Genomic DNA, 23,672 nt, shown 5'->3' with positions numbered 1-23,672 from the left:
ATTAATTAACCATGCCAGAGCAAAGTAGCAGTTTCGAACTCAGGAGCGAAGAGATCCAAGAAATTATCGGGCTTGTTCCACATTGGATTGTTAGATGGGGTATTACTGTCTTATTCTCAATCCTGTTTGTATTCATTCTTACTTCATATTGGGTTAGTTATCCAGATGTTGCTCAGGCAAACGCCCTGATAACAACAACGATACAACCTAAAAAAGTATCATGGATGGCAACGCCACCATTGGAGTATAAATTGACTGTCGTTGATTCTCAGATTGTTAAAAAAGGAGATACATTATTTATTGAAAATAATGTACAGACCAATGAGAAATTTTATGAAGTATCTACTGTAGCAGGACGTGTGATAATACTAAGGGCTACTGACAATAACCCTAATAAATCAACCATCATAGTAACGCCTGCTATGTCTAGTTATCGTGTACAATTGTCATTACCCATAAAAGGCGTTGGGCAGATTAAAGTAGGGCAACGGGTACAAATAAAACTAGACCCTTATCCTGTTAATGAATTTGGCTATTTAGAAGGGAAGATAACCGCCGTAGTGCCGTATGCTATTGATAACAATTATAGGGCATCTGTTGAACTAACGAACGGGATGAATACTACCAATGGAAAAAAAATTCCTCTTCAATATTACCTTATCGGAACAGCAGAAGTGATGCTAGATGAAAAAAGTTTATTGAGTCGTTTTACTGGAGGAAATTTTAATAGATAGCAAGATGGCACCGGGATTCTCAATTAATAAAGTATTTTTTGCATTTAACACCTATTATTGCTATATTTGATTATTATTCCATAAATAGTTATGCAAAATTTATTAACCTGTTTAATTGTTGATGACGAGCTCTTAGCACAAGAACTCATTGAAAAATTTGTAAATAGAATTCCATATTTACAATGTGTGGGAAAGTGTTTTACAGCAATGGATGCACTCGTGATGATTAATGAAAAAAAACCAGATATTATTTTTTTAGACATTAATATGCCAGAGATGACTGGACTAGAATTTTTAAAATCACTTACCAATACTCGTCCACAGATTATTATTACTACTGCTTACTCTTACCATGCAATAGAAGGTTACGAACACGATGTGGCTGATTTCTTATTAAAACCTTTTCCATTTGATAGATTCTTAAAGGCAATCAATAAGATTCAGCAACGGATGATTGATAAGAAAAACAATGCCACTGTTGCTCCTGAGCCTAAAGAAGCCTCAGTTTCTTTGGAAGGCAAAGACATTAACAAAGAGGAATCAGAAGAAGAAACATATCTTTTAGTCAAGCAAGACAAAAAACTCGTGAAAATTTATCCCCATGAAATTATTTTCATTGAAGGGATGAAGGATTATCTGAAGATACATACCAAAACAAAGTTTATCGTCATATACATGACGATGACCCGTATTGAACAATTATTACCTAAATCAAAATTTTTACGCATCAATCGTTCTTTTATTATTTCCTTAGCAGCCATGAAAAGTATTGAAGGCAACATGATTGAAATGTCTAATGATAGGAAGTTAGATATTGGTAGTAGCTATCGGGAGAGCCTGAAAGAATACTTTAAAAGCAAAACCTTGATTTAGTAGAAGGTTTATGATAACTTGGTATTTATCAAGAAAACATTTGACGGTCGATTTTATTAGTACAAGCCAGAGAATTATTTTTCTCAACTTGTATTGACGAAATCGACTTGTTTATTTTATATCCATTATACAAGATGAATAAAAGTTTTTTAGACAAAGCAAAAGTATATTTTTCACTCTATTCCCCCTCGGCACGTATCTGGACTCATGTAATATTTTGGGTTATTACTGCCCTTATTCTCTCTAGTTTTGGCTTTAATCTTGCTGGATGGGAATATCCTAAAGCGGCCTTAGTACATACTGTTTTCTTGGTTGTTAAATCAATGTTTGCTTATTATATAATTGCCTATCTATTGCTCCCGCTTGTCATGAAAGGGAATAGATGGGTTCTTTTTTTGATAGGAATAGGCATTATGTTCTTTCTAGACTCGGTAATTTCCTATTACATGTTTGAGACCGTCAGTAATAATTTTGAGACTTCACTTTATTATAAGCGATATGCCAACATGATTAATGAAGGCGGATTGATGGGGTCAATTCTTTTCTCTAAATTATTTTTTATCCATATATACAATGAAACATTACCGATTCTCCCCCCGCTGATTGTAAAATTCGTCAAAATTATTATTGCTTCACGTAACAAAACTATTTCACTACAGCGTGATAACCTCAACCTTGAACTGAACTTCTTAAAATCGCAGGTTAATCCTCATTTCCTTTTTAATGTACTCAATAGTATATACTCACTTATCGTTGAAAAGGACGAGACCGCTGCCAATATTATTGTAAGATTGTCAGGACTAATGCGTTATACACTTTATGAAACAGAGAGCGAAAAAGTATCTTTAAAACGTGAGGTAGAATTTATTCAACAGTATACCGAACTAGAGCGGATTCGTTTTCAAAGTAGGGTGAATATCACACTTACGATGGCTGGTGATTTTGGTAATTATCAAGTTCCCCCACTGATTTTTATTTCATTTGTAGAAAATGCATTCAAACATGGGGTGAGTAATACTGGGAAGGCTTCGTGGGTAAAAATTGATTTTAGGATGAAAAAATCAACCGTTATTCTCAGTGTTGAAAATAGCAAACCGACTCATATCATGCACGAAGAAGTACAAGGAGGAATAGGGTTGTTTAATGTCAAAAAAAGGCTGGAATTACTTTATCCAGATAAGTATAAGTTATTAATAGAAAACAAAAAACAAACTTTTTTTGTCGAGCTACAACTGGAATTGGTCTAGTTTGTCTTCCTTTAATACCTACTTTATCTAAGCAAGTACATAGTTGCTCTAATTTTTTTCATTGCTTTTGCGGTTTTGTGTTATTTAGTGTCATCATTAAATATATAACCTTTCAAACAGCAAAAACTATGAAAAATTCAAAACTAAATCTTGCAAAAAAAACTGTTTCTACCCTTAATAATAATCATTATTCAAATATCAATTTACACTTTAAGTCAGGAAGTACTACTATTACTATCGTGACAAGATGATAGAAAACTTACTCTTTTAAATTTTAATTACAGAATGGACAGCTACGGAATCCTATACGAAAATACAATTTTAGAAAACCAATTGATAGACTATCTTGACAGGATAACCTTCCTAAAAAGAGAATGGTCTGGTTCATTTGATGATGTAGAGAAATTCCTGCATGAAAAGCCTGTGGATTTATTATTTATTAGTGTTGAAAGTCCACCTCAAGAGATGATTGTATTATTAGAAAAATTAGCTTTTTCTAATAATACAATCGTTATTTCATCTCCGAAGGCCTTGCCAAATTTTGAAAAAACGTTAACGCCATGCATTATAGAATACATCATTCGTCCGCTAACGTTTGAATTAGTTGTTAGTGCTATCATGAAATATTCTATGAAATATGACTGATAATTATCACAACTATCCATAAATAGTATAAGTATCCTTGAATATTAGCATGATTGTGTTAATTTTTAGTGCTTTGAATACAGATAGTTTAAGCGCCTTAATTTATTAAAATATAAATTAGTGTAAACTATTTTACTCTCTTCTGAAAGAAACGAATGTTTAATGAGCTGATGAATAAGCGGATAATCTTTTTGAAAAAAAGGGATGATTTGTTTCGCTCGCTTTTCATTTATTCCAATTTTACTACTGAAACATATGAAATCGTCATAAGTATAAAAGGCATTTTCTTTAAAAGACTCTGTCTCAAAATCATCCGAGAATAAACCGTCCGCTGTTGCCATATCGTCATCATTCACATGTAAACGAGTACAAAGCAAATCATAGGCTGGAGCTAGAATCATATCTCCATTAAGGCTTTCTATCAATGAAAAATTCTTCAAGTGAGCATCCCCGTTAGAAAACAGGTAATTGAATAATACTAAGCGGAAAAACTTTTCCATCTCAATTGAGTAAGCCACTACATATTTTTTCACGAGCATTGCCATATCTTCATAACTACCCTCATATTTCATTGAGCTTCCACCTTTAATACTTGATTTTCCAGCTAACGTGGCAAAATCTTCTACTATCAATTTAGTAGTATCCGAATGATAATCAAAACGTTTGGTCAGATAAGCAGGTTGATTATCAGGGAAAAACATCATTGTGTTTTCTGCTGTTTCTATTTTGTAAACCTGTCTGGCTATTTGCATTGTCAAGTGTTCATTCGCTGGAATTTCTTCAATTGCTTTAAAACGACTACTAGGAATTGGTTTTAAAATATACTGTCCATGCTCACTAACTTCAACCAAGCGAAGCTTATGCTTATCTAACAAGAGAGATACTTTTTCCTGAACCCCCGAAATAGAAATTCGTTGAATTTTAAAGGTACTTTCAGAAGGTGAATTTAAAGAAAAGGGTAGATAATGACTTATTTTTTTACCATTAAAAAGGCGTCGTAAGGCCAACGGAGAAAAGGATTCAAATCCTTCTTTGAGGGTAGAGGGGCAATATTTTAAATCTAAATTATTCATAAATAGGAATAACGGTTATAGCTCCTATAGTATCATATTGAGCGGTGGCAAGTAATAATCCAAAAAAATCATTTTCATCAATCTTTAGTAAACGGCAAAGTGTTGCTTTGTTTGCTCCTTCAGGGAGCATATTATAAAAAACGGGAAAAAGAGTAGGATGGTGATACACTTGTTGGCTTTTGGGCATAGTCATACTTATCGGTCTGAACGTCGAATGTAGGAAGTAATCATCCTCATATCTAAATACAAATCCGTTTTTATCTTCTGCTAAAATTCCCGCAGGAGTTCCTTTAAAATAAACCTTTGCCTTTCTCATAGTTTTACATTCAGTTGTAATTCCATCCCTAATACTTCTGCTAATTTCAACAATGTTTCTAAAGATGGATTTCCTTCTCCGCGTTCAATTGATACAATTGTTCGCAAAGCAACAGCCGAGATTTCTGCTAAGTCTTCTTGGCGTATCTTTAATACTTTACGCCTGTTTTTTATTTGTTCTCCTAAAGTTTGCTTATTCATTTGTGCATCATAATGCGTTTTTTAGTGTAAACATACATTATTATTTTTAATAATATGTAAAATGTGCATTTAAATGCATTTTATGAAAAAAGATTAATTGCGTTTCCCCTTCATCTATTGAGACACACTAACCATCCACTACAATTAAAAACAGTCAAGGACTATGCTTAAAATGTCAATGCTCATAGAGCGAATAATAGTTTCTCAAACACTTTTAAACTAAGGGGAATTGTACTTTCCCTGCCCAGTAAATAGGTATGAAGTATAATTTTTCCTGAATACCAAATGGAGCGTTTGAAAAAATGATGGCTTGTGAAATATGAGGATGATGTTCTAGTAAATAATGTAAGCTTTTTAAAGAACCACTTCTTCCAGACTTTACTTCTATCGGGATTATTTTGCCATCTCTTACAATAACAAAATCTACTTCAGCACTACTTCCTGGACTGGTTCTTGCCCAATAAACGAGTTCTTCTTTTTGCGAAGCAATCATTTGTTGTGCCACAAATTGTTCTGCTAACATGCCATTGAAAGCAGCAGTGAGATTCTTTTTCAAGTAAATATCTTGAAAAGACAGCTTACTTTTTCGCAATAATAAACCAATGTCAAGATGAAATAATTTGAATTGCTTGCCAGACGGAGTAAGCGGTAGACCAGCAATAGATACATTTTGAACGGCATTTAATAAACGAGCAGTTCGTAATACTTCTACGCCTTTTTTGATGGTGGGGCTTGAAAATCGGTCAGATAAATGTGTATAGATAATCTGATTGCTTATTAGGGAAGCACTTTTTTCTAAAATATCATTCAGCGCATCTCCATCTACAGTGGGCTTATACTTCTTGAAATCCTGCTCGTAAGCGTATAACAAATTATCTTGAATTTCTTGGACATCGTTAAAGTTCTGATTATTCACAAAGCTTTGTACACATTCGGGCATTCCACCAACGACGAAATAATTATTGATTTCTTCATTCAAAATACCTGTTACAACCTCTGGCAAAATAGTAGGTTTGTCATTAAGAATGTTAGCGATTGAGTCTTTTTTCCGAGCCAACAAAAACTCATAAAAAGTCATGGGTGTTAGACTCATCACATCTACCCGCCCTACAGGGAAAGGCTGATTCCTAAATTCAAAGTCTAATAGTGAACCTGCCGCAATAAGATGTAATTCTTTTTTATCTTCATAAAAATACCTCAAACTTCCCAATGCATCGGCACAAGCCTGAATTTCATCAAAAAAAAGCAGGTCATTCGTAATATCTATCTTGATACCAAGCGCAAATTCAAGTTCTAGAAGTATTCTGTTTACATCAAAATTATGCTTGAAAATGATGTGTAAATCTCGCCTTTTTTCAAAATTGAGGGTAATTACTTTTCCTGTAAAGTACGACTCTCCAAATTTTTGAACCAACCAAGACTTTCCGACTTGCCTAGCTCCATTTAGCACAAGGGGTTTTCTTGACAGCTTTATTTTCCAATTGGCTAATTCGTTTATCTTTTCTCTAAACATAGATTCGTCTTTATCAATGTACTACATTTCCCTTACAAATATAATGGAATATAGTAAATGTTTAAAATAATGACCATTATTTTAAATCAAACAAATAAAATAATAGCCATTATTCAGTAAAATAAATAGTAGCATCGTATTGTCCAGTACTGTCTAAAAATATAATTTTAGTAATTACGTATTAGTAACTTTCTCATTATTGACTAGGAAATTTGCGTTTTGCACAAGAGTATCTGCTATTAAAAAAGTTTAATGTATAAAAAAACATAAAGTGCATATGTACGGTATGATATATACGTTTAAATTTTTAAAGTTTACATGAGATTAGAGTTCTAACCTTCTATAAAAACATTCCCATCGTGATTATGAGGTTTGATAATAGGAGGAGTGTTTCACTTGTTTCTCGTGACACAACATCTAATTGCTCTGCATCCACTTCCATATCTTCCAAATTTTGAAAGAGATTTTATAAGAATAAAATCCATAGCAATTTCTTGCTATGGATTAATGGAGATTTGATATTTTCAATTAAGAATAGGGAAAAGTTATGCGGAAAGTTGTGCCAACATTTTCTTCGCTTTCAAAAGTAATTTCTCCTCCATTCATTTTCACTAAGTTATGGACAATCAGTAATCCTAAACCTGTGCCTTTAATTCCCCCAACATTTGCACCCCGAAAAAAAGATGTATAAACTTTTTTATGTTGATTTATTGGAATACCAATACCATAATCTTTTACTTCAATTACGTATTCGTTTTCTTTAAAACATAATGTTATTATCGGGCTTTCACATTTCGGAGAATATTTAAAAGCGTTGGATAACAAATTGTCAATTATATGTTCTAAATGTTGAGGGTCTGCTAATACCTTTCTTTGTTCACCGATTTGTTCGAAAACTAGCTTTCTACCATCTTTTTGATGTCTATTTTGTCGTTCAATTCCATAATATATCAAAGAAACTAAATCTATTTCCATCTTTTGAACATCCCTATTTTCATCTTCAATTTTGCCTAAAAACAGTGTTTCGTTCATCAAATTAGTGATACTAATAATTTCAGTGTGGATAGTATTAAGTTGCTTTTTAATCTTTTTCTTAATAGGATTATCTTTCTGTTCTTCAAGAAACATTTCTATAATTTCAGCTGATGAAGAAATAGTGGAAAGTGGTGTTTTAAATTGATGGGTCGTCATGGCCACAAACCTAGTTTTTAGTTGATTTAACTCTTTTTCTTTTTTCAGAGCATTCATCATACTTTCTTCAGCTTTTTTCTTCAAGGTTATTTCTCTACTCGAGCTAACTATTCTATCTTCAAGGTTATATTCATCAAAAAACATTTTATAAGATGTTTGCATCCAAACATATTCTCCTGTTTTCTTAAGGAATCTATACTCTATTAATGATTCCATGTTACCTTCTAAAAGGTAACGTTCATGTTTTTTTTGTACACCTTCAATATCTTCAGGGTAAAAATAATCATACACATTTTTACCAATTAGTTCTTTGGGTTCATAACCCAATACCTCCTTACATGAAGGAGATACATATAGATATTGACCTTGAAGATTACAAATACAAATTAAATCACGCACATTACTTGATAGTAACTCGCTAAAATGTGCATTTGATTTTTCATTAGTAATATCTCTTAAGGTGCCTGTTGTACCTATAGCTTCTTTTTTCTCATTCATTAAAAGACTAATAAAAACCTTAATCCATATTATTTCATTAGTCTTACTAATAAAACGAACGATATGAGAACAAGACGTTTTTTGTTGGTTGACTAAGGACCTAAAAAGTAATATATTTTTTTTTATATCATCAGGATGCAAAAATGTATAAAAAGGCTTACTATTAGATTCCTCAATAGTATAACCCAAAATATCAACCCAAGCCTTATTTAAAAAAGTCAAATTCCCTACAATATCTGTTTGAAAAAGCACTTCATGTACATTTTCAAACACATATTGATATTTTTCTTCTTGTTCATATACCTTTCGAATCAGTTGTTCTTTTTCAGTAACATCTTTGGAATAAATGATAAGATGGGTTACAATTTGATTAGAATTAAAAACAGGATTAATATAAAACTCGTAGTATTTGCCTTTAGCTTCATGTGTAGTTTTAAACCTTTCTCCACTCAAGCCCCTGCTAACATTAGTTGGTGCAACGGATGAAAATAAAGTATCAGTATCTGTAAGTCTTTTGCTGCCGATTTCTGGGAAATAACCATACAATTCTTTAAAAAAAGCAGTATAAGCCTTATTAAAAAAAACAAAGGTACATTCTGAATCCAATATACAAACAGGATCTATCAGAATATCTAGTGCTTCTTGGCTTAATAATAGTAGATTGTCTTGCGTGGTCATTATTAAAATTAGTTTAACAAATAATAGAATAGTAAATTTTTCAACAGTTTTTACTACACAATTAGATGCTTTTATAATTAAGATTCCAATAAGTAAAAAACAAATTGTCAATAAATATATTATTAAGAAAATGGCAAAACACTAACAAAAATCATAATATAACTTTTTTTATATTATTTTTAATTAACAGTGTAAAAGGTCAATCAAATAATACCTTATATCATACTTTATTAGCTGAAGCTGGACTATTGCATCTTCAAAAAGATTATAAAAAAGCTATTCTTACTTACGAAAAAGCCTTTAAACTAGAACAGCCCGATGCTTTGACAGCATACAAATTAGCAGGCGTATATTCATTAGATAGTAATGCGAATAAAGCTTTTTTTTATTTGGAATTAGCATTGAATACTGGTTGGACAGAAGCGGACTGGCTAGCAGAAGATTATTATTTTGATTATTTAAAAAACACCACACCCGATAAATGGGGAATAATAAAACAGCAAGCTTTACAGAAAGAGAGAGAATATGAAAAAACTTTAAGATTACCTGCTTTGCGTAAACAAATCAATTTAATAGCAATTAATGACCAAAAGCTTAGGTATAAAAGAATACAAACAAAAGATAAAAATGAAAGAAAACTGGTTAATCAAGCAATACATAAAACAGACTCCACCAATTTAGTACAAGCAAAAGCAATTATTAATAAACATGGTTGGCCAAAACTTTCAGAAATAGGTAAGGATGGACAAAATAATTTTTGGCTCATGGTTCAACACGCTGACGGAGATGTTATCTTCCAACAAAATGCACTTAATGCTATGAAAAAGCTTAAAAATTCTAATGAAATCAATTTAGAACATTATGCTTTTCTGTACGACAGGGTTCTATGCAATCTTAATTTCAAGCAACTTTATGGCACTCAGGTCAATTGGATAAATAATGGTAAAGCCTCTAGTTTTAGACCTATTACCCAAGAGAATCTTGTTGATAAAAGAAGAAAAGAAATTGGTTTATTACCGCTTAGCATATATAGTTTGACCTATGGCTTTGAATACAATAACCTAACGGCAGCACAAGCATATAAAAACGATTCTACCGATTTAGCTTATACCAAACAGCTTATAGATAGTGCTAATTACTTTTATACCAAAAGTGATTTTCAAAAAACTTACAATTACTACAACACTGCCTCAACTGTTTTGGGTGGTATGTCTAGCAAAGACAACTATAACGCCGCTATTATATTTTCAAAGATAGCCTCACAAAGCAATGAACAGCAATACAAAGATATTGCCCTTGATTTTTTGAATTTATTATACCAACGACAAGCACTAAGTAAGTCTCAATTAAAAAAACAACCTGAATTTAAAGTACTTTTTAAGGAACATAGGTGGATTGATTTGTATGAGCATGTCAAGTGAGAAAAATTGATACAGACGTTACTTTAAACCATAAGTTATTAAAGCGACAACTGAAATGCTTAAGGCTATATCTTATTTACAGTCCTAGTCAATAGGCTCCCATAATTCTATTTTATTGCCTTCCATGTCTAGAATATGAATAAACTTGCCATAATCATACGTTTCTATGTTGTCAAGAATTGTTACCCCTTCTTTTTTTAGTTCTTCTACCAATGCCTCCAAATCAGCGACTCTATAATTAATCATAAAGTCTTTGGTAGAAGGTTCAAAATATTTTGTTTTCTCGGCAAAAGGGCTCCATTGTGTAGAACCATTTTTAGTGGAGTCTGATTCTTCTTTCCATTCAAAGGTTGCCCCATACTCATTGGTGTTTAAACCAAGGTGAGTTTTATACCACTCCCTCATTTGGTTAGGGTCTTTGCATTTGAAAAAAATGCCCCCAATGCCTGTTACTTTTTTCATTTTATGTTTAATTATCGTATTGAAAGATTACTTTTCTTAATATTCTGAAAAATACCTCGAGATGCCAAGTATAAGTAAATATAAAAGAATTTACAATCTGAGTGGAAAAAGAGGATTAATATTATTGTTATATTTCGAGATGACCTGCAAAACATTTCAACAAGCCTTAAAACAAAAAAGCCTCCCCACCAAAAAACTGATGAGGAGGCTTTAATATTAAAACAAATCCAAAATCTTAATAACGATAATGTTCTGCCTTGTATGGACCATCAACAGTTACGCCGATATATTCTGCTTGTTCAGCTTCCAAAGTTTCTAGTCTTACACCGATATGTGATAAGTGTAGGCGAGCTACTTTTTCATCCAAATGTTTAGGAAGGATATATAATTTCTTCTCGTATTTATCTGTGTTTGTCCACAATTCTAACTGTGCCAATGTTTGGTTACAGAATGAGTTAGACATTACAAATGATGGGTGTCCCATAGCACAACCTAAGTTTACTAAACGACCTTCAGCCAAAACGATTACGTCTTTACCGTCGATGTTATATAAGTCTACTTGTGGTTTAATTTGCTCTTTAGTATCTCCATAAGCTGCGTTCAACCAAGCCATATCGATTTCGTTATCGAAGTGACCGATGTTACAAACGATAGCTTTATCTTTCATCGCTTTGAAGTGACGTTCACGGATAATGCGTAAGTTACCAGTAGCTGTTACGAAGATGTTAGCACGCGTAGCAGCTTCATCCATTGGAACAACTTCAAAACCGTCCATTGCAGCTTGTAAAGCACAGATTGGGTCGATTTCAGTAACTAATACACGACAACCTGCACCACGTAAAGATTCAGCCGAACCTTTTCCTACATCACCATAACCTGCTACAACCGCTACTTTACCAGCCAACATTAAGTCGGTAGCGCGGCGGATAGCATCTACTAATGATTCTTTACAACCGTATTTGTTATCGAATTTAGATTTAGTAACAGAGTCGTTTACGTTGATAGCTGGTAAATATAAAGTACCATTTTTCAAACGCTCGTACAAACGGTGAACACCTGTAGTAGTTTCTTCCGACAAACCTTTGATACCTTCAATCAATTCAGGATATTCATCAAATACCATGTTTGTTAAATCACCACCATCATCCAAAATCATGTTCAAAGGCTGACGGTCTTCTCCGAAGAAAAGTGTTTGCTCAATACACCAGTTGAATTCCTCTTCGTTCATGCCTTTCCAAGCATAAACTGGGATTCCAGCAGCAGCAATAGCAGCAGCAGCGTGGTCTTGTGTAGAGAAAATATTACAAGATGACCAAGTAACATCAGCACCCAACGCAGTAAGTGTTTCAATTAATACAGCCGTTTGGATGGTCATGTGAAGACAGCCTGCAATTCTAGCACCTTTCAAAGGTTGAGCTTCACCGTATTCTGCACGAAGTGCCATCAAACCTGGCATTTCTGCTTCGGCCAAACGTATTTCTTTACGACCCCATTCTGCCAAAGCAATGTCTTTTACTTTGTATGGCACGTACTGTTGTGTTCCAGTTGACATTTATTTCTTATGTTTTAAATTTCGTTTTTTGCTCTTTACGAGTCTTTTTCTTAGAATAACACAAAATTAACATCTTTATGCTTGATTCTAAAAATGATTCAGAAGAACTTTTTTGATTTATCTACTTATTCGACAAAATTAGATAATATATCTTTTTAAATTAAATATGAAGAAATATTATCTACATAATCCAACAGGAATAGTTGATTACGTATTTTATAAGAATACGTAGAATCCTTGATTAAAAAGTTTTTATGCAATAAATAATAGGGGAAAAAGTTTTTAGTTTGTCTTGTATATGAATCATTAAAATAAAGCTATGTTAAAAAAAATCTTAAACCTTTTAGCCATTGCTTGTATTAGCAATGCATCATTAGCACAACAAACTCCGTTGGATTCTATCTTCACTAGTGAAGGATTAATCCTTGCAGAAGTGAAGGAAATCGCCCCTGATTACATCAAATATTCCTTTCCTTCTGAAACTTTAGTGAATTCTATTTACAAAAACAATGTCCAAAAAATCAGATTTAATTCAGGCAGGGTACAGCTTTTTAAAGAATCATTAGCACTCAATGAAGTAAATTATGCACACGATTTTGATAAGGTTAGTTTAACACACCTAGAATCAGAAGTTAAAGGGCTTTATAAACTGGACGAAGTATATGCAAAGGCTGTAGGAACTACTACCCTATCAAACATTACAACCGTGAAAGAAAGAGCCTTTAGAAAGCTAAAAATTCAAGCAGCATTGTTGGGGGGAAATGTAATTTATCTACTAGACCAAAATACTGTAGGGAACCAGTTTGGTACCGAGTATCAGGCTGGCAGAGCCACCCAAACTACCCTTACAGGTATTGTTTATAGTAATAATATTCCGAAGGTTGAAGATGTAACTACAGCGCTAAAAAATAAGAAAACCTTTGTAGTAAATTCTAATTTCTTTGCAGGCAGAAACAGTACGGATGTTGAAGGGAATCCATCTTTACCTGAAAGTTTTACTGTTGAAGATTTTTATCAGGAAAATGGATTTGTATATGTGACTGGCAAAGCAAAGGGAATCAAAAATGATTTATTCAAAGTAGTTTCATTCAAAAATAACCAGATGACGTTATACTGGAAAGATAAAAAGAAAGCATACAACTTATCTGTTGACCTCTAAAGAACAAAGAGGCTGGAAGAATTTCCAGCCTCTCTATTATTATTTTACTTCAAAACCTCCTGTTCCGATTTTAAAGCCTTCTGTAAAGACTTCAACAGTATATTTGCCCGGACGATAAGGAGCGCCACGATCAAAATAAAATTCAGCATGTAGGTTTTCATTATCAAATGTCATGTCTCTTCTGATAGTAAAAGCCAAGTCTTGCCCATTGTATTCAAAATTGCCCGAGCCTAAATCTGTATCAAAAAGCGTATATCCATCAGGGTCAAGAATCCTGATTAAAACAGTTTTTTTACCTTTTTCGGTAAGGTCATTTCTATTCAATTGAACAGCAATTTTGATTTTGCCCAATTTTTTAGACTTGTATCGGTCGTCTTCAAACTCCTTACCTTTTTCAGTTATTCCGATAATTTTGATAGACTCTGCCCTGAGTGCGGCTGCACGAGTAACCTTTTCGGTAAGAATCTTATTAATAGAAGATACTTCTTTGTTTTGAGCCCTCGCTTCCTCAACGCTCTTCGTCAAGCCATTTTTTTCGTTTTTAAGCGTGGAATTCTCGTTAGTCAGACTTGAATTTTCGTCTCTTAACTGAACTAGTTCTGCTTCTTTAGCAATAAGTATCGACTCATAATTTTTTATCTTATCCGCATAATTTTCTTTGATGTTTTCTAAAGTTGCATAACGTTTCGTTAACTCACTTTTATCTTTTTCTAAAGCGGCTTTGGCTTTCTGTAACTCAGAAACATCCCCTCCTAGTTTCTCAACTTCTTCAATTTGAGCTTCCAATTGCGTCGTAATTGAATCTAGCTTTACACGAGTTTCAGCCAGTTCCATTACTTTAGTATTGATTACCTCTTGTTGATTGGCTGATGTTTCCTTAGACTCAAAAAGCATGTATGCCAAGCAACCCGCAATCAAAACTACCAACACTAATACAGCCCTTAAAATATTATTTGTATTGGGCTTTGGGGTTAATTCTTCGCTTGATAAGTTATTCATGATGAAATGGATAAATTTTTAAAAGAATGTTTTGGTTTTCAAAAATCCGTCAAAGATAATACAACATTTTCACTAAATATTTCATTACCAATATAATCGGTGATTAATAAAGACGAATACTCTGTTTAAAAACCAATGATTATCCTAGAAATTGCAAGACGCTTTCTAAGCCCATTCCTCTTGAACCTTTTACGAGGATATGAGTATCACTAACGGGATAATCCTGTAACCAATTGTGTAAACCAAATTTATCTGGGAAATAATGTACTTTCATAATCGGTAATACTCTTACTGCATTTTCCATTAAGTGCCCTGCCAAAAGGATATAATCGAAGTTACAAGCTAATAATAATTTGCCTATGGCTTCGTGTTCAGCAATTGCTTCTTCCCCAAGCTCGAACATATCACCTAAAATCACCATTTTTTTCCCTACTTTCAGGTCATTAAAATAAGTAATCGCAGCCGACATTGACGAAGGATTAGCATTGTAAGCATCCATCAAAACCATGTTGGTACCTTTTTGAATAAATTGCGAGCGATTATTATTAGGAACATAATCTGCAACGGCTTGGCACGCTATTGAAGTTTCAATATTAAAAAACTGTCCGATTCTAATGGCTGCACAAATATTTTGGAAATTATAAATGCCTGTTAAGTGTGACGTATAGATATTTCCTGATAAATCTTCAAAAACTACAAAAGGACTTTCTTCAAGAATATTTACGACATTTTCAAAAGTTGGGTTTTTATTAGAAGTATAAACGATTGTTTCTTTAAAATTATAGCGCTGAATCATATCATAGGTAGGTTCAGACGCCACATTTACGAAAACTGTTCCATTATTTGCACTCAGCCAATCATACAATTCACCTTTGCCCTTCTTTACGCCTTCCATCCCTCCAAAGCCCTCTAAATGTGCTTTGCCGATGTTTGTAATAAAGCCGTGAGTGGGTTCTGCAATTTCTACTAATTCCTTTATATCTCCTTGTTTATTGGCACCCATTTCAATAATGGCAATTTCAATCTTTTCGTCGATTGCCAAAATGGTTAGCGGAACGCCAATGTGATTATTCAAATTCCCTAATGTGGCGTAAGTACAATATTTTTTTGATAAAACGCAATTTATTAACTCTTTAGTTGTCGTTTTCCCGTTTGAGCCCGTCAATCCAATAAAGGGAATAGCTAGCTGTTTGCGATGAAAATTAGCCAATTGTTGTAATGCTTTTAATCCATCTTCTACTAAAAGATATTGCTCGTTTTTTACATAAAGGGCATCATCCACTACTGCATATTTTGCTCCTTTGGCCAATGCTTGTTCTGCAAAAGCATTAGCATTGAAATTTGGGCCTTTCAAAGCAAAAAACATTGAGCCTTCTCCAATTTTACGAGTATCTGTAGATACACTAGAACATTCTTTATACTTTTGATATAATTCAGTAAGCGAAATCATTATTTTATTCGTTATGTATGTGTCTCAAATTCGAGATTCATGATTTTTCGACAAATATTACATGAAAAAATTAATTTTACTTTTATTCCTGTCAAATCTTGGTAAAAGCTTTGCTCAAAATTTTACCTTTCAATACAATAATAGTTTTAAAGTAGTCCAAAATGGACAAAGTTTACCTAATACCTTTGCGGGTGGATTAAATGCTCCGCAATTCTCAAAATGTAATTTAGATAATGATGGTGTTGAAGACTTAGTTGTTTTCGACAGAACCTCCTCTAAACTCAGCACTTTTCTTGCTAAAAAAGACAACACAGGTAAATATTATTGGCAATATGCCCCTGAATACGAAACGGCATTCCCAGCTATTCAGCATTGGATATTATTGGTAGATTATGATTCTGACGGCAAAAAGGATATTTTTACTTATACACCCGCAGGAATTAAAGTTTATAGAAATGTTTCTACTGACAAAATAGCGTGGGAACTCATCACCGACCCATTGTATAGCACTGGTTATTCGGGTAAAATAAATTTATACACGGCTTCTACTGATATTCCTGCAATTGTTGATATTGATAATGATGGCGATTATGACATCGTAGCGTTTGATTCTTCGGGGAATTTCTTCCTCTTCCACAAAAATTTCAGTCAGGAAAACTACAAAGATAATAATCATTTAGAGTTCAAAAGAATAGGCGATTGTTGGGGAAATTTCTTCAAAGAGCATTTTGATGATGCACGCTTCAATCAAGACTGTGGAGCGAATGTTCCTGTGGGTGGTAGTACAAACAATGGCGCGAATGGTCAAAAGGTTGAACATTCGGGAAATGCTTTATTGCTATTGGACTTAGATGGAGATGGTTTAAAAGATGCCCTTTATGGACACATTTCAGCCAACAGAGTAGCTGCTTTGAGTAATAATGGTACTAGCAATCAAACTATCTTTACGAAAGCAGATTACTTCTTCCCTAACCAAAAACCGATTGACTTTGCTATCTTTCCAGCGATATTCTATGAAGATGTAGATTTTGATGGCATCAAAGACATTATTGCCGCACCAAATGGCTATGATAATGCGCTACAAACAGTAGATTATCAGAATGCAGCATGGTTTTATAAAAATAATGGGCAAAACAATAACCTAAACCTTACTTTCCAACAAGCTAATTTCTTGCAAAATACCATGGTGGATTTAGGAGAAAATGCTAGTCCAGTGCTGGCTGACATTGATGGTGACGGGGATAAAGATTTGTTGGTTGGCAATGCAGGGAATCGTGGCGATAATGGCTACAGAGCCAATATTACCCTTTATGAAAACAAAGGAAACAATACTTTTGAACTGAAAACAACGGATTTTCTGGATTTATCAAAATCTCAACAGTTATTTGAAATCAAACCATTTGTTACTGATATGAATGGAGATGGTACGGATGATTTTGGTTTTACTGCCAATACTTTTAATGGCATGACGATTCAATATATCCCAAACAGAGCAGCCAGAAATCAAGCTTTTTCATTAAAACTGTCTGAAATAGTTTCGTTGCCTAAAATCAATAATCTATCCAATGGCGATTCGCCCTTATTTTTTGACTTAGACAACGACGGCAAAAAAGATTTATTAATCGGAAAAGGTAGTGGTAGAATTGAGTTTCATAAAAATACGGGGAGCAGTACAAGTCCAGTGTATACTTTGACAAAAGAAGAACTAGGCGGACTTACCTCAGATTATCTTTCTGGAAATGTATCGCTGACTGTAGCAGATTTGAATGGTGATGGCAAAGTTGAACTCATTACAGGAAACAGAGACGGAACATTTAAGGTTTTCAAAAATATCATTGACCAAAATCAAGACCTTTTCAAAGAGGATTCGTCAGGTGTTTTAGATGAGTTTACAGGAAAGCATGCTCATTTAAAATTGGGTGGTATGCTTTCGATTGCAGTGGGTGATTTAGACGGAGACGTTATTCCCGACTTTATTGTTGGTACCAATGCAGGTGGTTTAAAATTTTTGAAAGGTACCACTAAATTTACGGTTACTGGCAACGAAGAAAGTAAAACAGCGGTTATTTATCCTAACCCAACCAATCATTTTGTTTATATCAAAAATAATTATTTAGCAGAATATCAGCTCATCGACATTACAGGCAAAACACTCTCTCGGAAAAATAGTACAAGTTTGAACGAAGATGTATTTTTCGATTTAAGTAATTATAGCAATGGTACTTATTTTATCAGAATAATTGCAGAAGGAAAAGGCATGGTTACCGAAAAAGTATTGCTTAATAAGTAATAAAATCAGCCAAGAGTTACGTGGATAAAAAGCGTTAATCAGGATTTTAAATAACATTTTTAATTTTTTTCGCAAAAAATACCTCAAAATTGCGAACTTTGGAATAATACAGTTACTTGGCATAAGGCTAATGGTTATGAAAATTTGAGCTTCAATAGCGAAACTATCCATCCTCAAATACTTAACCATTTGTAACTCGCCGAGAACCAATTTTAATATGGCAAGAAATATTCCAAAAAATACAGAAAGAACCAAAGAACGAAATCCTTCCCCGCAAATTTCGTTTGACTTTAATATAAAAAAAATAATCCAAAGCGAACAACTACATTTCGTTTTGGGTATCCTGTTTATACTCTTAGGAGTATTTATGTTTTTTTCGTTTTCATCACATCTTTTCACAGGCGATGCTGACCAAAGTGAAGTTGAAGACCCGCTTCAATCATCGATTGAGCCTTTAAAAAAACAACCTAAAAATCCATTTGGCTTATATGGAGCCAAGCTTGCTTATCTGTTGATTTTTAGACTTTTCGGCTGGTCTGCCTTTTTGCTTGTTCCTATTTTATTGACTGCTGGCTATAAGCTTGCCTTTAAAAAAGAAATTATTCCGCTAGAGAAATTAACTTGGCAATCATTATTCTATATGATTTGGCTAAGTGCTTTCCTTGGTTTTTTTGTTTTTATGTTAGAAGCAGAAGAAAAATGGAGTAGCCTTTGCGGAGGTATCGGATATTTTGTCAATGAATACATGTATGGGTTCATTGGTTGGGCTTCTTTTTTTGTAATCACTTTTGTGCTGATTGTTTTTGTGGTGTATTACTACAAAGTAGATACCTCTAGTTTGGTAGCAAAACCAACTGATGAAGAACATGACACAGTTGTGAGTAAAGTAGAAGATGATAAAGATAATATTGCAGACGCCAAGAATATCAAAAGAGTTAGAGAAAACTTTGAAACGATAGTAGCTGAAGAAGAACCCGAAGATGATTTACCAATCAATCGTGAAGATAACTTTGATGAAGCCAATATTCGTCCATACCTTCCTCCTATTATCGAGACACCTACTCCCAAAGCAAATGCTGTAAAAGGGCCAGTGGCTTTGACCATTGAGAATATTGAAGACATTCCAGAAATCATAGAAGATACTGATGAAGACGCGCCAGTCTTGGAAGTGAATGATTCGGTGAATGATGAATTATTGAAAAAATTTGGTTTATACGACCCGATGTTAGACTTGCCTCATTACAAGTACCCAACACTTGATTTAATGAAAGAGTATGACATGGGTAAGCCGAATGTTTCGCAAGAAGAATTGAAAGCCAATTCCGATAAAATTGTGGAGACATTGGCTAACTATGGGATTGGCATTGCTTCTATCAAAGCTACGATTGGCCCAACAGTTACGTTGTATGAGATTATTCCAGATGCTGGGGTAAGGATTTCTAAAATCAAGAATCTTGAAGATGATATTGCCTTGTCATTGGCAGCACTAGGAATTCGTATTATTGCACCGATTCCGGGAAAAGGAACGATTGGCATTGAGGTACCTAATAAAAATCGTGAGATGGTGCCTGTAAAAATGGTGATTGGCTCTGAAAAATTCCAGAAATCAACCGCAGAATTACCTATTGTTTTAGGGAAAACGATTAGTAATGATATTTTCATTACCGACTTAGCCAAAATGCCTCACTTATTGATGGCTGGTGCAACAGGACAAGGGAAGTCTGTTGGGTTGAATATGATTCTGACTTCGTTACTATACAAAAAGCATCCATCTCAATTAAAATTCGTGTTGGTCGACCCCAAGAAAGTTGAATTAACACTTTTCAATAAAATTGAAAGACATTTCTTGGCAATGTTACCAAACGCTGCCGAAGCCATCATTACAGATACCAAAAAGGTGGTTCATACGCTCAATTCACTTTGTATAGAAATGGACAATCGCTACAACCTTTTGAAAGATGCAGGCTGTAGAAATTTGAAAGAATACAACGTAAAGTTTGTCAACAGAAGGCTCAATCCAGACAAAGGGCATTATTTCATGCCTTATATCGTCTTGATTATTGATGAGCTAGCCGACTTAATGATGACGGCTGGAAAAGATGTAGAGCAACCTATCGCTCGTCTAGCCCAGTTAGCCCGTGCCATTGGTATACACTTAGTTGTGGCTACGCAACGACCATCAGTAAACGTAATTACGGGTACAATCAAGGCAAACTTTCCTGCGCGTCTTTCGTTTAAAGTTACGTCCAAAATTGACTCTAGAACGATTTTAGATACGGGTGGAGCCGAACAATTAGTAGGACAAGGAGATATGTTACTTTCAATGGGTTCTGATATTATTCGTTTGCAATGTGCTTTTGTAGATACACCAGAAGTAGAAGATGTCTGTGAATTTATTGGCAATCAGCAAGGTTATGATTCTGCTTATATGTTACCCGAATTTGAAGGTGATAGTGATGGCGGTGGTAACGAAAAAAGTGATTTTGACCCAAGCAATCGTGATCAATTTTTTGATGAAGCAGCTCGCTTAATTGTTACCCATCAACAAGGCTCAACATCGTTAATTCAACGTAGGTTAAAATTAGGATACAACCGTGCTGGACGTTTAATTGACCAATTAGAAGCAGCAGGCATTGTAGGGCAATTTGAAGGTTCTAAAGCAAGAGAAGTATTGATAAAAGATTCAGAAACGTTAGAAAGACATTTGAAAAGTTTGTGATTTTTTTACCCGCTGATTTACAGAGATTTATAAAACGCTGATGCTCGCTGATTAGAATCTCCGTAAATCTGCGAATCTTTTCTGCAATAATCTGTGAGAATATTTTTTACCCGCTGATTTACAGAGATTTATAAAACGCTGATGCTTGCTGATTAGAATCTCCGTAAATCTGCGAATCTTTTCTGCAATAATCTGTGGGAATATTTTTTACCCGCTGATTTACAGAGATTTATAAAACGCTGATGCTCGCTGATTAGAATCTCCGTAAATCTGCGGATTTTTTCTGCGATAATCTGCGGGAAAATATTTGAAGAGATTTTAAAACTTATTCACCTTTCTGAAAATACTTTTAGAAATATCATCTGTATTGAAATTTATTAGAAGCCCTAGTTTAAAACCAGATAATTTGAGATAAGTAATAACTTGTTTATGATGTACATCCAATAAATTTTCAATTGATTTTAATTCTATAATTACTCTATTCTCAACCAACAAATCTAATCGATAGCCAACATCTACTTTAATAGTTTCATAAATCATAGGCAAAGCTACTTGTGATTTCACCTCTAATCCAGCTTTTTCAAGTTCAAATTTCAAAGCAGCTTCATAAGCAGACTCTAATAAACCAGGACCTAGATTATTATAAACATTAAAAATACATCCTCTAATTTTATAAGAGATTTCATTTATTTCCATATAGTTTTATTATTTAATAGATGCAGATTTGAAATAGATTTTTCAAACAACTCAAAAATAATAAAATCAATGACAGTTTTTGCACAACTAACGAGAATTTTTACCCGCTGATTTACAGAGATTAAAAACGCTGATTCTCGCTGATTAAAATCTCCACAAATCAGCGAATCTTTTCTGCGATAATCTGCGGGAAAATATTCTACTGCTGATTTACACAGATTAAAAAACGCTGACTCTCGCTGATTAAAATCTCCACAAATCAGCGAATCTTTTCTGCGATAATCTGCGGGAAAATATTCTACTTGCTGATTAAAATAAAAGAGATCACCTTTATCAGATGACCTCTTTCACATTTAAGCAATGATTATTAACCAATTGCTACTAATTCAATATCAAAAATCAAATCTTTCCCAGCTAAAGGATGGTTAGCATCTAAAGTAATACTTATATCTGTTACTTCAACTACTGTTACTGGCATTACTTGTCCAGATCCATCTTGGTGCATATTTAATTGCATACCTACTTCATAAGGAATATCAGCAGGAAGTTCAGCTTTAGGGAATACTGCTAAATAGTCAGCATTCACTGGTCCATAAGCTTGTTCAGCAGGAATATGAACAGTTTTTTTCTCGCCAATAGTCATTCCAGTGATGCCCTCATCAAAGCCTTGGATAACCATGCCCGTACCTAATTCAAACTCTAAAGTTTCACGTCCCGCCGAACTATCAAATACAGTTCCGTCCGTTAATCTTCCTGTGTAATGGACGTTTACTTTATCGCCCGCCTTTGCTTGTGCCATTTTATCAATTATTTTTTAAAATTTCGGTAAAGGTCGTAATTTTTATGGAAAACTTAGTTTTCATCTGGTAATTATTACTAATAATCAAGACAAAAAGCCTAAGATTATATCATCATTATGCATAAAAAACAGTCCTTAATATCAGCGTAACAGCTTGTATCTATAACGTATTTGCATAATTAAGCAGTTATGATGTATTATCATTTACTTGCTTTCATAAATCAATGTATCTTTGTAAAAACCTAAAATTGATGTACTTAATCTTAGTTGAAATTATCGGTTGGATTGGTTCTATTCTTATCGTTGGGGCATTTGCCTTAAACGCTTTGAGTAAGATTTCGTCTACCTCCATAAATTACCAATTAGCTAATCTTTTTGGAGCCATCTGTTTTATCATTAATACCCTTGAACATAAAGCCTATCCTTCCGTTTTTGTCAATGTAGTTTGGGTAATTATTGCAGTTATTGCGATTATAAAAGCTAGAAAGAAATGAAATTTATCGATTTAAGCCATGTTATTGAAGAAGGCGTAGTTACTTATAAAGGTCTGCCTGCCCCTGTTATTTGTGATTTCTGGACGCGTGAAGAATCTAAAAGTTGGTACGAAGAAGGAACTTCTTTTCAGATAGGAAAAATTGAAATGGTAGCCAATACAGGGACTTACCTAGATACGCCCTTCCATCGATATGAAGACGGAAAAGATTTATCTCAAATCCTGATTGAACAAACTGCTTTATTAGACGCTGTGCTGATAAGTGTTCCCTACCATGAACAATTGAGCATTGACAAGTCGTATTTTGAAGGATTAGACTTAACAGATAAAGCCGTTTTGGTTCATACTCGTTGGGATGAAAAATGGAAAACTGATGAGTATTATAGTGGCAATCCTTTTTTAACAGCCGATGCTGCCGAATATCTGGTGAGTCAACGAGTAAAATTAGTCGGTATCGACTCGCATAATATCGATGACGTGTCAGGGAAAGCTCGCCCAGTACATAGCATCTTACTCAAAAACGAAATCTTGATTGTAGAGCATTTGTGTAATTTAGGCGAAATTCCTACAGATACTTCTTTCAAATTTTCGGCAACACCTCCTAAAGTAAAAGGGATGGGGACTTTCCCTGTCAGGGCCTATGCCGTCATTGAAACCCTTTAGA

The 23,672-nt window shown here is 34.0% G+C and carries 21 protein-coding genes; 10 read left to right on the top strand and 11 right to left on the bottom strand.

The features are described from left to right. Window positions 1-11 precede the first annotated feature (11 nt). The 4 genes from AC07XN_RS00505 to AC07XN_RS00490 all read left to right on the top strand — a co-directional run bounded on the left by AC07XN_RS00505 (window position 12) and on the right by AC07XN_RS00490 (window position 3,499). Window positions 12-734, top strand: coding sequence for an efflux RND transporter periplasmic adaptor subunit (locus AC07XN_RS00505; protein WP_309917619.1), 723 nt, complete (start codon window positions 12-14; stop codon window positions 732-734). A gap of 90 nt (window positions 735-824) precedes the next feature. Then, window positions 825-1,607 carry a LytR/AlgR family response regulator transcription factor gene (locus AC07XN_RS00500; RefSeq protein WP_494741643.1) on the top strand — a complete coding sequence of 261 codons (783 nt, stop codon included), beginning with the start codon at window positions 825-827 and terminating at the stop codon, window positions 1,605-1,607. Between the two features lie 134 nt (window positions 1,608-1,741). Then, window positions 1,742-2,854 (top strand): sensor histidine kinase, encoded by a 1,113-nt coding sequence (locus AC07XN_RS00495; RefSeq protein ID WP_494741642.1) that lies wholly within the window; start codon window positions 1,742-1,744, stop codon window positions 2,852-2,854. A 285-nt stretch (window positions 2,855-3,139) separates the two neighbouring features. After that, entirely contained in the window at window positions 3,140-3,499 is a 360-nt protein-coding gene (locus tag AC07XN_RS00490) for a hypothetical protein (protein ID WP_309917612.1), read from the top strand. 65 nt (window positions 3,500-3,564) lie between these two features. On the opposite strand, the gene AC07XN_RS00485 is transcribed toward AC07XN_RS00490, so the two are convergent. The 5 genes from AC07XN_RS00485 to AC07XN_RS00465 form a co-directional block, all read right to left on the bottom strand. Next, window positions 3,565-4,572, bottom strand: a complete 1,008-nt coding sequence (locus AC07XN_RS00485) for a type II toxin-antitoxin system HipA family toxin (protein ID WP_494741641.1) — start codon at window positions 4,570-4,572, stop codon at window positions 3,565-3,567. Next, window positions 4,565-4,888 (bottom strand): HipA N-terminal domain-containing protein, encoded by a 324-nt coding sequence (locus AC07XN_RS00480; RefSeq protein WP_494741640.1) that lies wholly within the window; start codon window positions 4,886-4,888, stop codon window positions 4,565-4,567. The genes AC07XN_RS00485 and AC07XN_RS00480 overlap by 8 nt, the downstream gene beginning before the upstream one ends. Then, complete coding sequence (locus tag AC07XN_RS00475; protein ID WP_494741639.1) at window positions 4,885-5,088, bottom strand: helix-turn-helix domain-containing protein; 204 nt, start codon at window positions 5,086-5,088, stop codon at window positions 4,885-4,887. The genes AC07XN_RS00480 and AC07XN_RS00475 overlap by 4 nt, the downstream gene beginning before the upstream one ends. Window positions 5,089-5,302: 214 nt before the next feature. Continuing rightward, on the bottom strand, window positions 5,303-6,601 hold the full coding sequence (locus AC07XN_RS00470) for an ATP-binding protein (RefSeq protein ID WP_494741638.1): 1,299 nt from the start codon (window positions 6,599-6,601) through the stop codon (window positions 5,303-5,305). A 528-nt stretch (window positions 6,602-7,129) separates the two neighbouring features. Beyond that, window positions 7,130-8,968, bottom strand: coding sequence for a sensor histidine kinase (locus AC07XN_RS00465; RefSeq protein ID WP_494741637.1), 1,839 nt, complete (start codon window positions 8,966-8,968; stop codon window positions 7,130-7,132). 104 nt (window positions 8,969-9,072) lie between these two features. Here AC07XN_RS00465 and AC07XN_RS00460 point away from each other — a divergent pair, with 104 nt between their 5' ends. Beyond that, the gene (locus AC07XN_RS00460) at window positions 9,073-10,389 is read left to right on the top strand and encodes a DUF6624 domain-containing protein (RefSeq protein ID WP_494741636.1); all 1,317 of its coding nucleotides are present in this window, start codon (window positions 9,073-9,075) and stop codon (window positions 10,387-10,389) included. An 84-nt stretch (window positions 10,390-10,473) separates the two neighbouring features. Here AC07XN_RS00460 and AC07XN_RS00455 read toward each other — a convergent pair whose 3' ends face one another. Next, window positions 10,474-10,851, bottom strand: coding sequence for a VOC family protein (locus AC07XN_RS00455; RefSeq protein WP_494741635.1), 378 nt, complete (start codon window positions 10,849-10,851; stop codon window positions 10,474-10,476). Between the two features lie 235 nt (window positions 10,852-11,086). Then, window positions 11,087-12,403 carry an adenosylhomocysteinase gene (gene ahcY / locus AC07XN_RS00450; RefSeq protein ID WP_494741634.1) on the bottom strand — a complete coding sequence of 439 codons (1,317 nt, stop codon included), beginning with the start codon at window positions 12,401-12,403 and terminating at the stop codon, window positions 11,087-11,089. A 319-nt stretch (window positions 12,404-12,722) separates the two neighbouring features. Between ahcY and AC07XN_RS00445 the strand changes: the two genes are divergently transcribed. Next, the gene (locus tag AC07XN_RS00445; RefSeq protein ID WP_494741633.1) at window positions 12,723-13,562 is read left to right on the top strand and encodes a hypothetical protein; all 840 of its coding nucleotides are present in this window, start codon (window positions 12,723-12,725) and stop codon (window positions 13,560-13,562) included. 39 nt (window positions 13,563-13,601) lie between these two features. Here AC07XN_RS00445 and AC07XN_RS00440 read toward each other — a convergent pair whose 3' ends face one another. Both AC07XN_RS00440 and AC07XN_RS00435 read right to left on the bottom strand, forming a co-directional pair. Then, on the bottom strand, window positions 13,602-14,561 hold the full coding sequence (locus AC07XN_RS00440) for a DUF8428 domain-containing protein (protein ID WP_309920684.1): 960 nt from the start codon (window positions 14,559-14,561) through the stop codon (window positions 13,602-13,604). 139 nt (window positions 14,562-14,700) lie between these two features. Then, the gene (locus tag AC07XN_RS00435) at window positions 14,701-16,011 is read right to left on the bottom strand and encodes a UDP-N-acetylmuramoyl-tripeptide--D-alanyl-D-alanine ligase (protein WP_494741632.1); all 1,311 of its coding nucleotides are present in this window, start codon (window positions 16,009-16,011) and stop codon (window positions 14,701-14,703) included. Between the two features lie 61 nt (window positions 16,012-16,072). Here AC07XN_RS00435 and AC07XN_RS00430 point away from each other — a divergent pair, with 61 nt between their 5' ends. Beyond that, window positions 16,073-18,301, top strand: coding sequence for an FG-GAP-like repeat-containing protein (locus AC07XN_RS00430; protein ID WP_494741631.1), 2,229 nt, complete (start codon window positions 16,073-16,075; stop codon window positions 18,299-18,301). A gap of 217 nt (window positions 18,302-18,518) precedes the next feature. Continuing rightward, a complete protein-coding gene (locus AC07XN_RS00425) occupies window positions 18,519-21,020 on the top strand; it encodes an FtsK/SpoIIIE family DNA translocase (RefSeq protein ID WP_494741630.1) in 2,502 nt (833 codons plus the stop codon). Window positions 21,021-21,338: 318 nt separating this feature from the next. Here AC07XN_RS00425 and AC07XN_RS00420 read toward each other — a convergent pair whose 3' ends face one another. Next, the gene (locus AC07XN_RS00420) at window positions 21,339-21,716 is read right to left on the bottom strand and encodes a GxxExxY protein (RefSeq protein WP_494741629.1); all 378 of its coding nucleotides are present in this window, start codon (window positions 21,714-21,716) and stop codon (window positions 21,339-21,341) included. Between the two features lie 367 nt (window positions 21,717-22,083). Next, entirely contained in the window at window positions 22,084-22,515 is a 432-nt protein-coding gene (locus AC07XN_RS00415; RefSeq protein ID WP_309923083.1) for an FKBP-type peptidyl-prolyl cis-trans isomerase, read from the bottom strand. A gap of 251 nt (window positions 22,516-22,766) precedes the next feature. Between AC07XN_RS00415 and AC07XN_RS00410 the strand changes: the two genes are divergently transcribed. Both AC07XN_RS00410 and AC07XN_RS00405 read left to right on the top strand, forming a co-directional pair. Then, a complete protein-coding gene (locus AC07XN_RS00410) occupies window positions 22,767-23,009 on the top strand; it encodes a CBU_0592 family membrane protein (protein WP_494741628.1) in 243 nt (80 codons plus the stop codon). Further along, window positions 23,006-23,671, top strand: coding sequence for a cyclase family protein (locus tag AC07XN_RS00405; RefSeq protein ID WP_494741627.1), 666 nt, complete (start codon window positions 23,006-23,008; stop codon window positions 23,669-23,671). The genes AC07XN_RS00410 and AC07XN_RS00405 overlap by 4 nt, the downstream gene beginning before the upstream one ends. Window position 23,672 lies beyond the last annotated feature (1 nt).

The sequence above is a fragment of the Arcicella sp. GW458-12-2-14-TSB2 genome (genome assembly GCF_059423785.1).
This window is presented reverse-complemented; position numbering and strand designations above follow the sequence as displayed.

Bases quoted from the DNA above. Each gene is read 5' to 3' on its own strand.
- AC07XN_RS00430 (WP_494741631.1), top strand. From the start codon at position 16,073: ATGAAAAAATTAATTTTACTTTTATTCCTGTCAAATCTTGGTAAAAGC.
- AC07XN_RS00475 (WP_494741639.1), bottom strand. From the start codon at position 5,088: ATGAATAAGCAAACTTTAGGAGAACAAATAAAAAACAGGCGTAAAGTA.
- AC07XN_RS00440 (WP_309920684.1), bottom strand. From the start codon at position 14,561: ATGAATAACTTATCAAGCGAAGAATTAACCCCAAAGCCCAATACAAAT.
- AC07XN_RS00465 (WP_494741637.1), bottom strand. From the start codon at position 8,968: ATGACCACGCAAGACAATCTACTATTATTAAGCCAAGAAGCACTAGAT.
- AC07XN_RS00490 (WP_309917612.1), top strand. From the start codon at position 3,140: ATGGACAGCTACGGAATCCTATACGAAAATACAATTTTAGAAAACCAA.
- AC07XN_RS00470 (WP_494741638.1), bottom strand. From the start codon at position 6,601: ATGTTTAGAGAAAAGATAAACGAATTAGCCAATTGGAAAATAAAGCTG.
- AC07XN_RS00500 (WP_494741643.1), top strand. From the start codon at position 825: ATGCAAAATTTATTAACCTGTTTAATTGTTGATGACGAGCTCTTAGCA.
- AC07XN_RS00505 (WP_309917619.1), top strand. From the start codon at position 12: ATGCCAGAGCAAAGTAGCAGTTTCGAACTCAGGAGCGAAGAGATCCAA.
- ahcY (WP_494741634.1), bottom strand. From the start codon at position 12,403: ATGTCAACTGGAACACAACAGTACGTGCCATACAAAGTAAAAGACATT.
- AC07XN_RS00455 (WP_494741635.1), bottom strand. From the start codon at position 10,851: ATGAAAAAAGTAACAGGCATTGGGGGCATTTTTTTCAAATGCAAAGAC.
- AC07XN_RS00485 (WP_494741641.1), bottom strand. From the start codon at position 4,572: ATGAATAATTTAGATTTAAAATATTGCCCCTCTACCCTCAAAGAAGGA.
- AC07XN_RS00410 (WP_494741628.1), top strand. From the start codon at position 22,767: ATGTACTTAATCTTAGTTGAAATTATCGGTTGGATTGGTTCTATTCTT.
- AC07XN_RS00415 (WP_309923083.1), bottom strand. From the start codon at position 22,515: ATGGCACAAGCAAAGGCGGGCGATAAAGTAAACGTCCATTACACAGGA.
- AC07XN_RS00480 (WP_494741640.1), bottom strand. From the start codon at position 4,888: ATGAGAAAGGCAAAGGTTTATTTTAAAGGAACTCCTGCGGGAATTTTA.
- AC07XN_RS00420 (WP_494741629.1), bottom strand. From the start codon at position 21,716: ATGGAAATAAATGAAATCTCTTATAAAATTAGAGGATGTATTTTTAAT.
- AC07XN_RS00495 (WP_494741642.1), top strand. From the start codon at position 1,742: ATGAATAAAAGTTTTTTAGACAAAGCAAAAGTATATTTTTCACTCTAT.
- AC07XN_RS00445 (WP_494741633.1), top strand. From the start codon at position 12,723: ATGTTAAAAAAAATCTTAAACCTTTTAGCCATTGCTTGTATTAGCAAT.
- AC07XN_RS00435 (WP_494741632.1), bottom strand. From the start codon at position 16,011: ATGATTTCGCTTACTGAATTATATCAAAAGTATAAAGAATGTTCTAGT.
- AC07XN_RS00425 (WP_494741630.1), top strand. From the start codon at position 18,519: ATGGCAAGAAATATTCCAAAAAATACAGAAAGAACCAAAGAACGAAAT.
- AC07XN_RS00405 (WP_494741627.1), top strand. From the start codon at position 23,006: ATGAAATTTATCGATTTAAGCCATGTTATTGAAGAAGGCGTAGTTACT.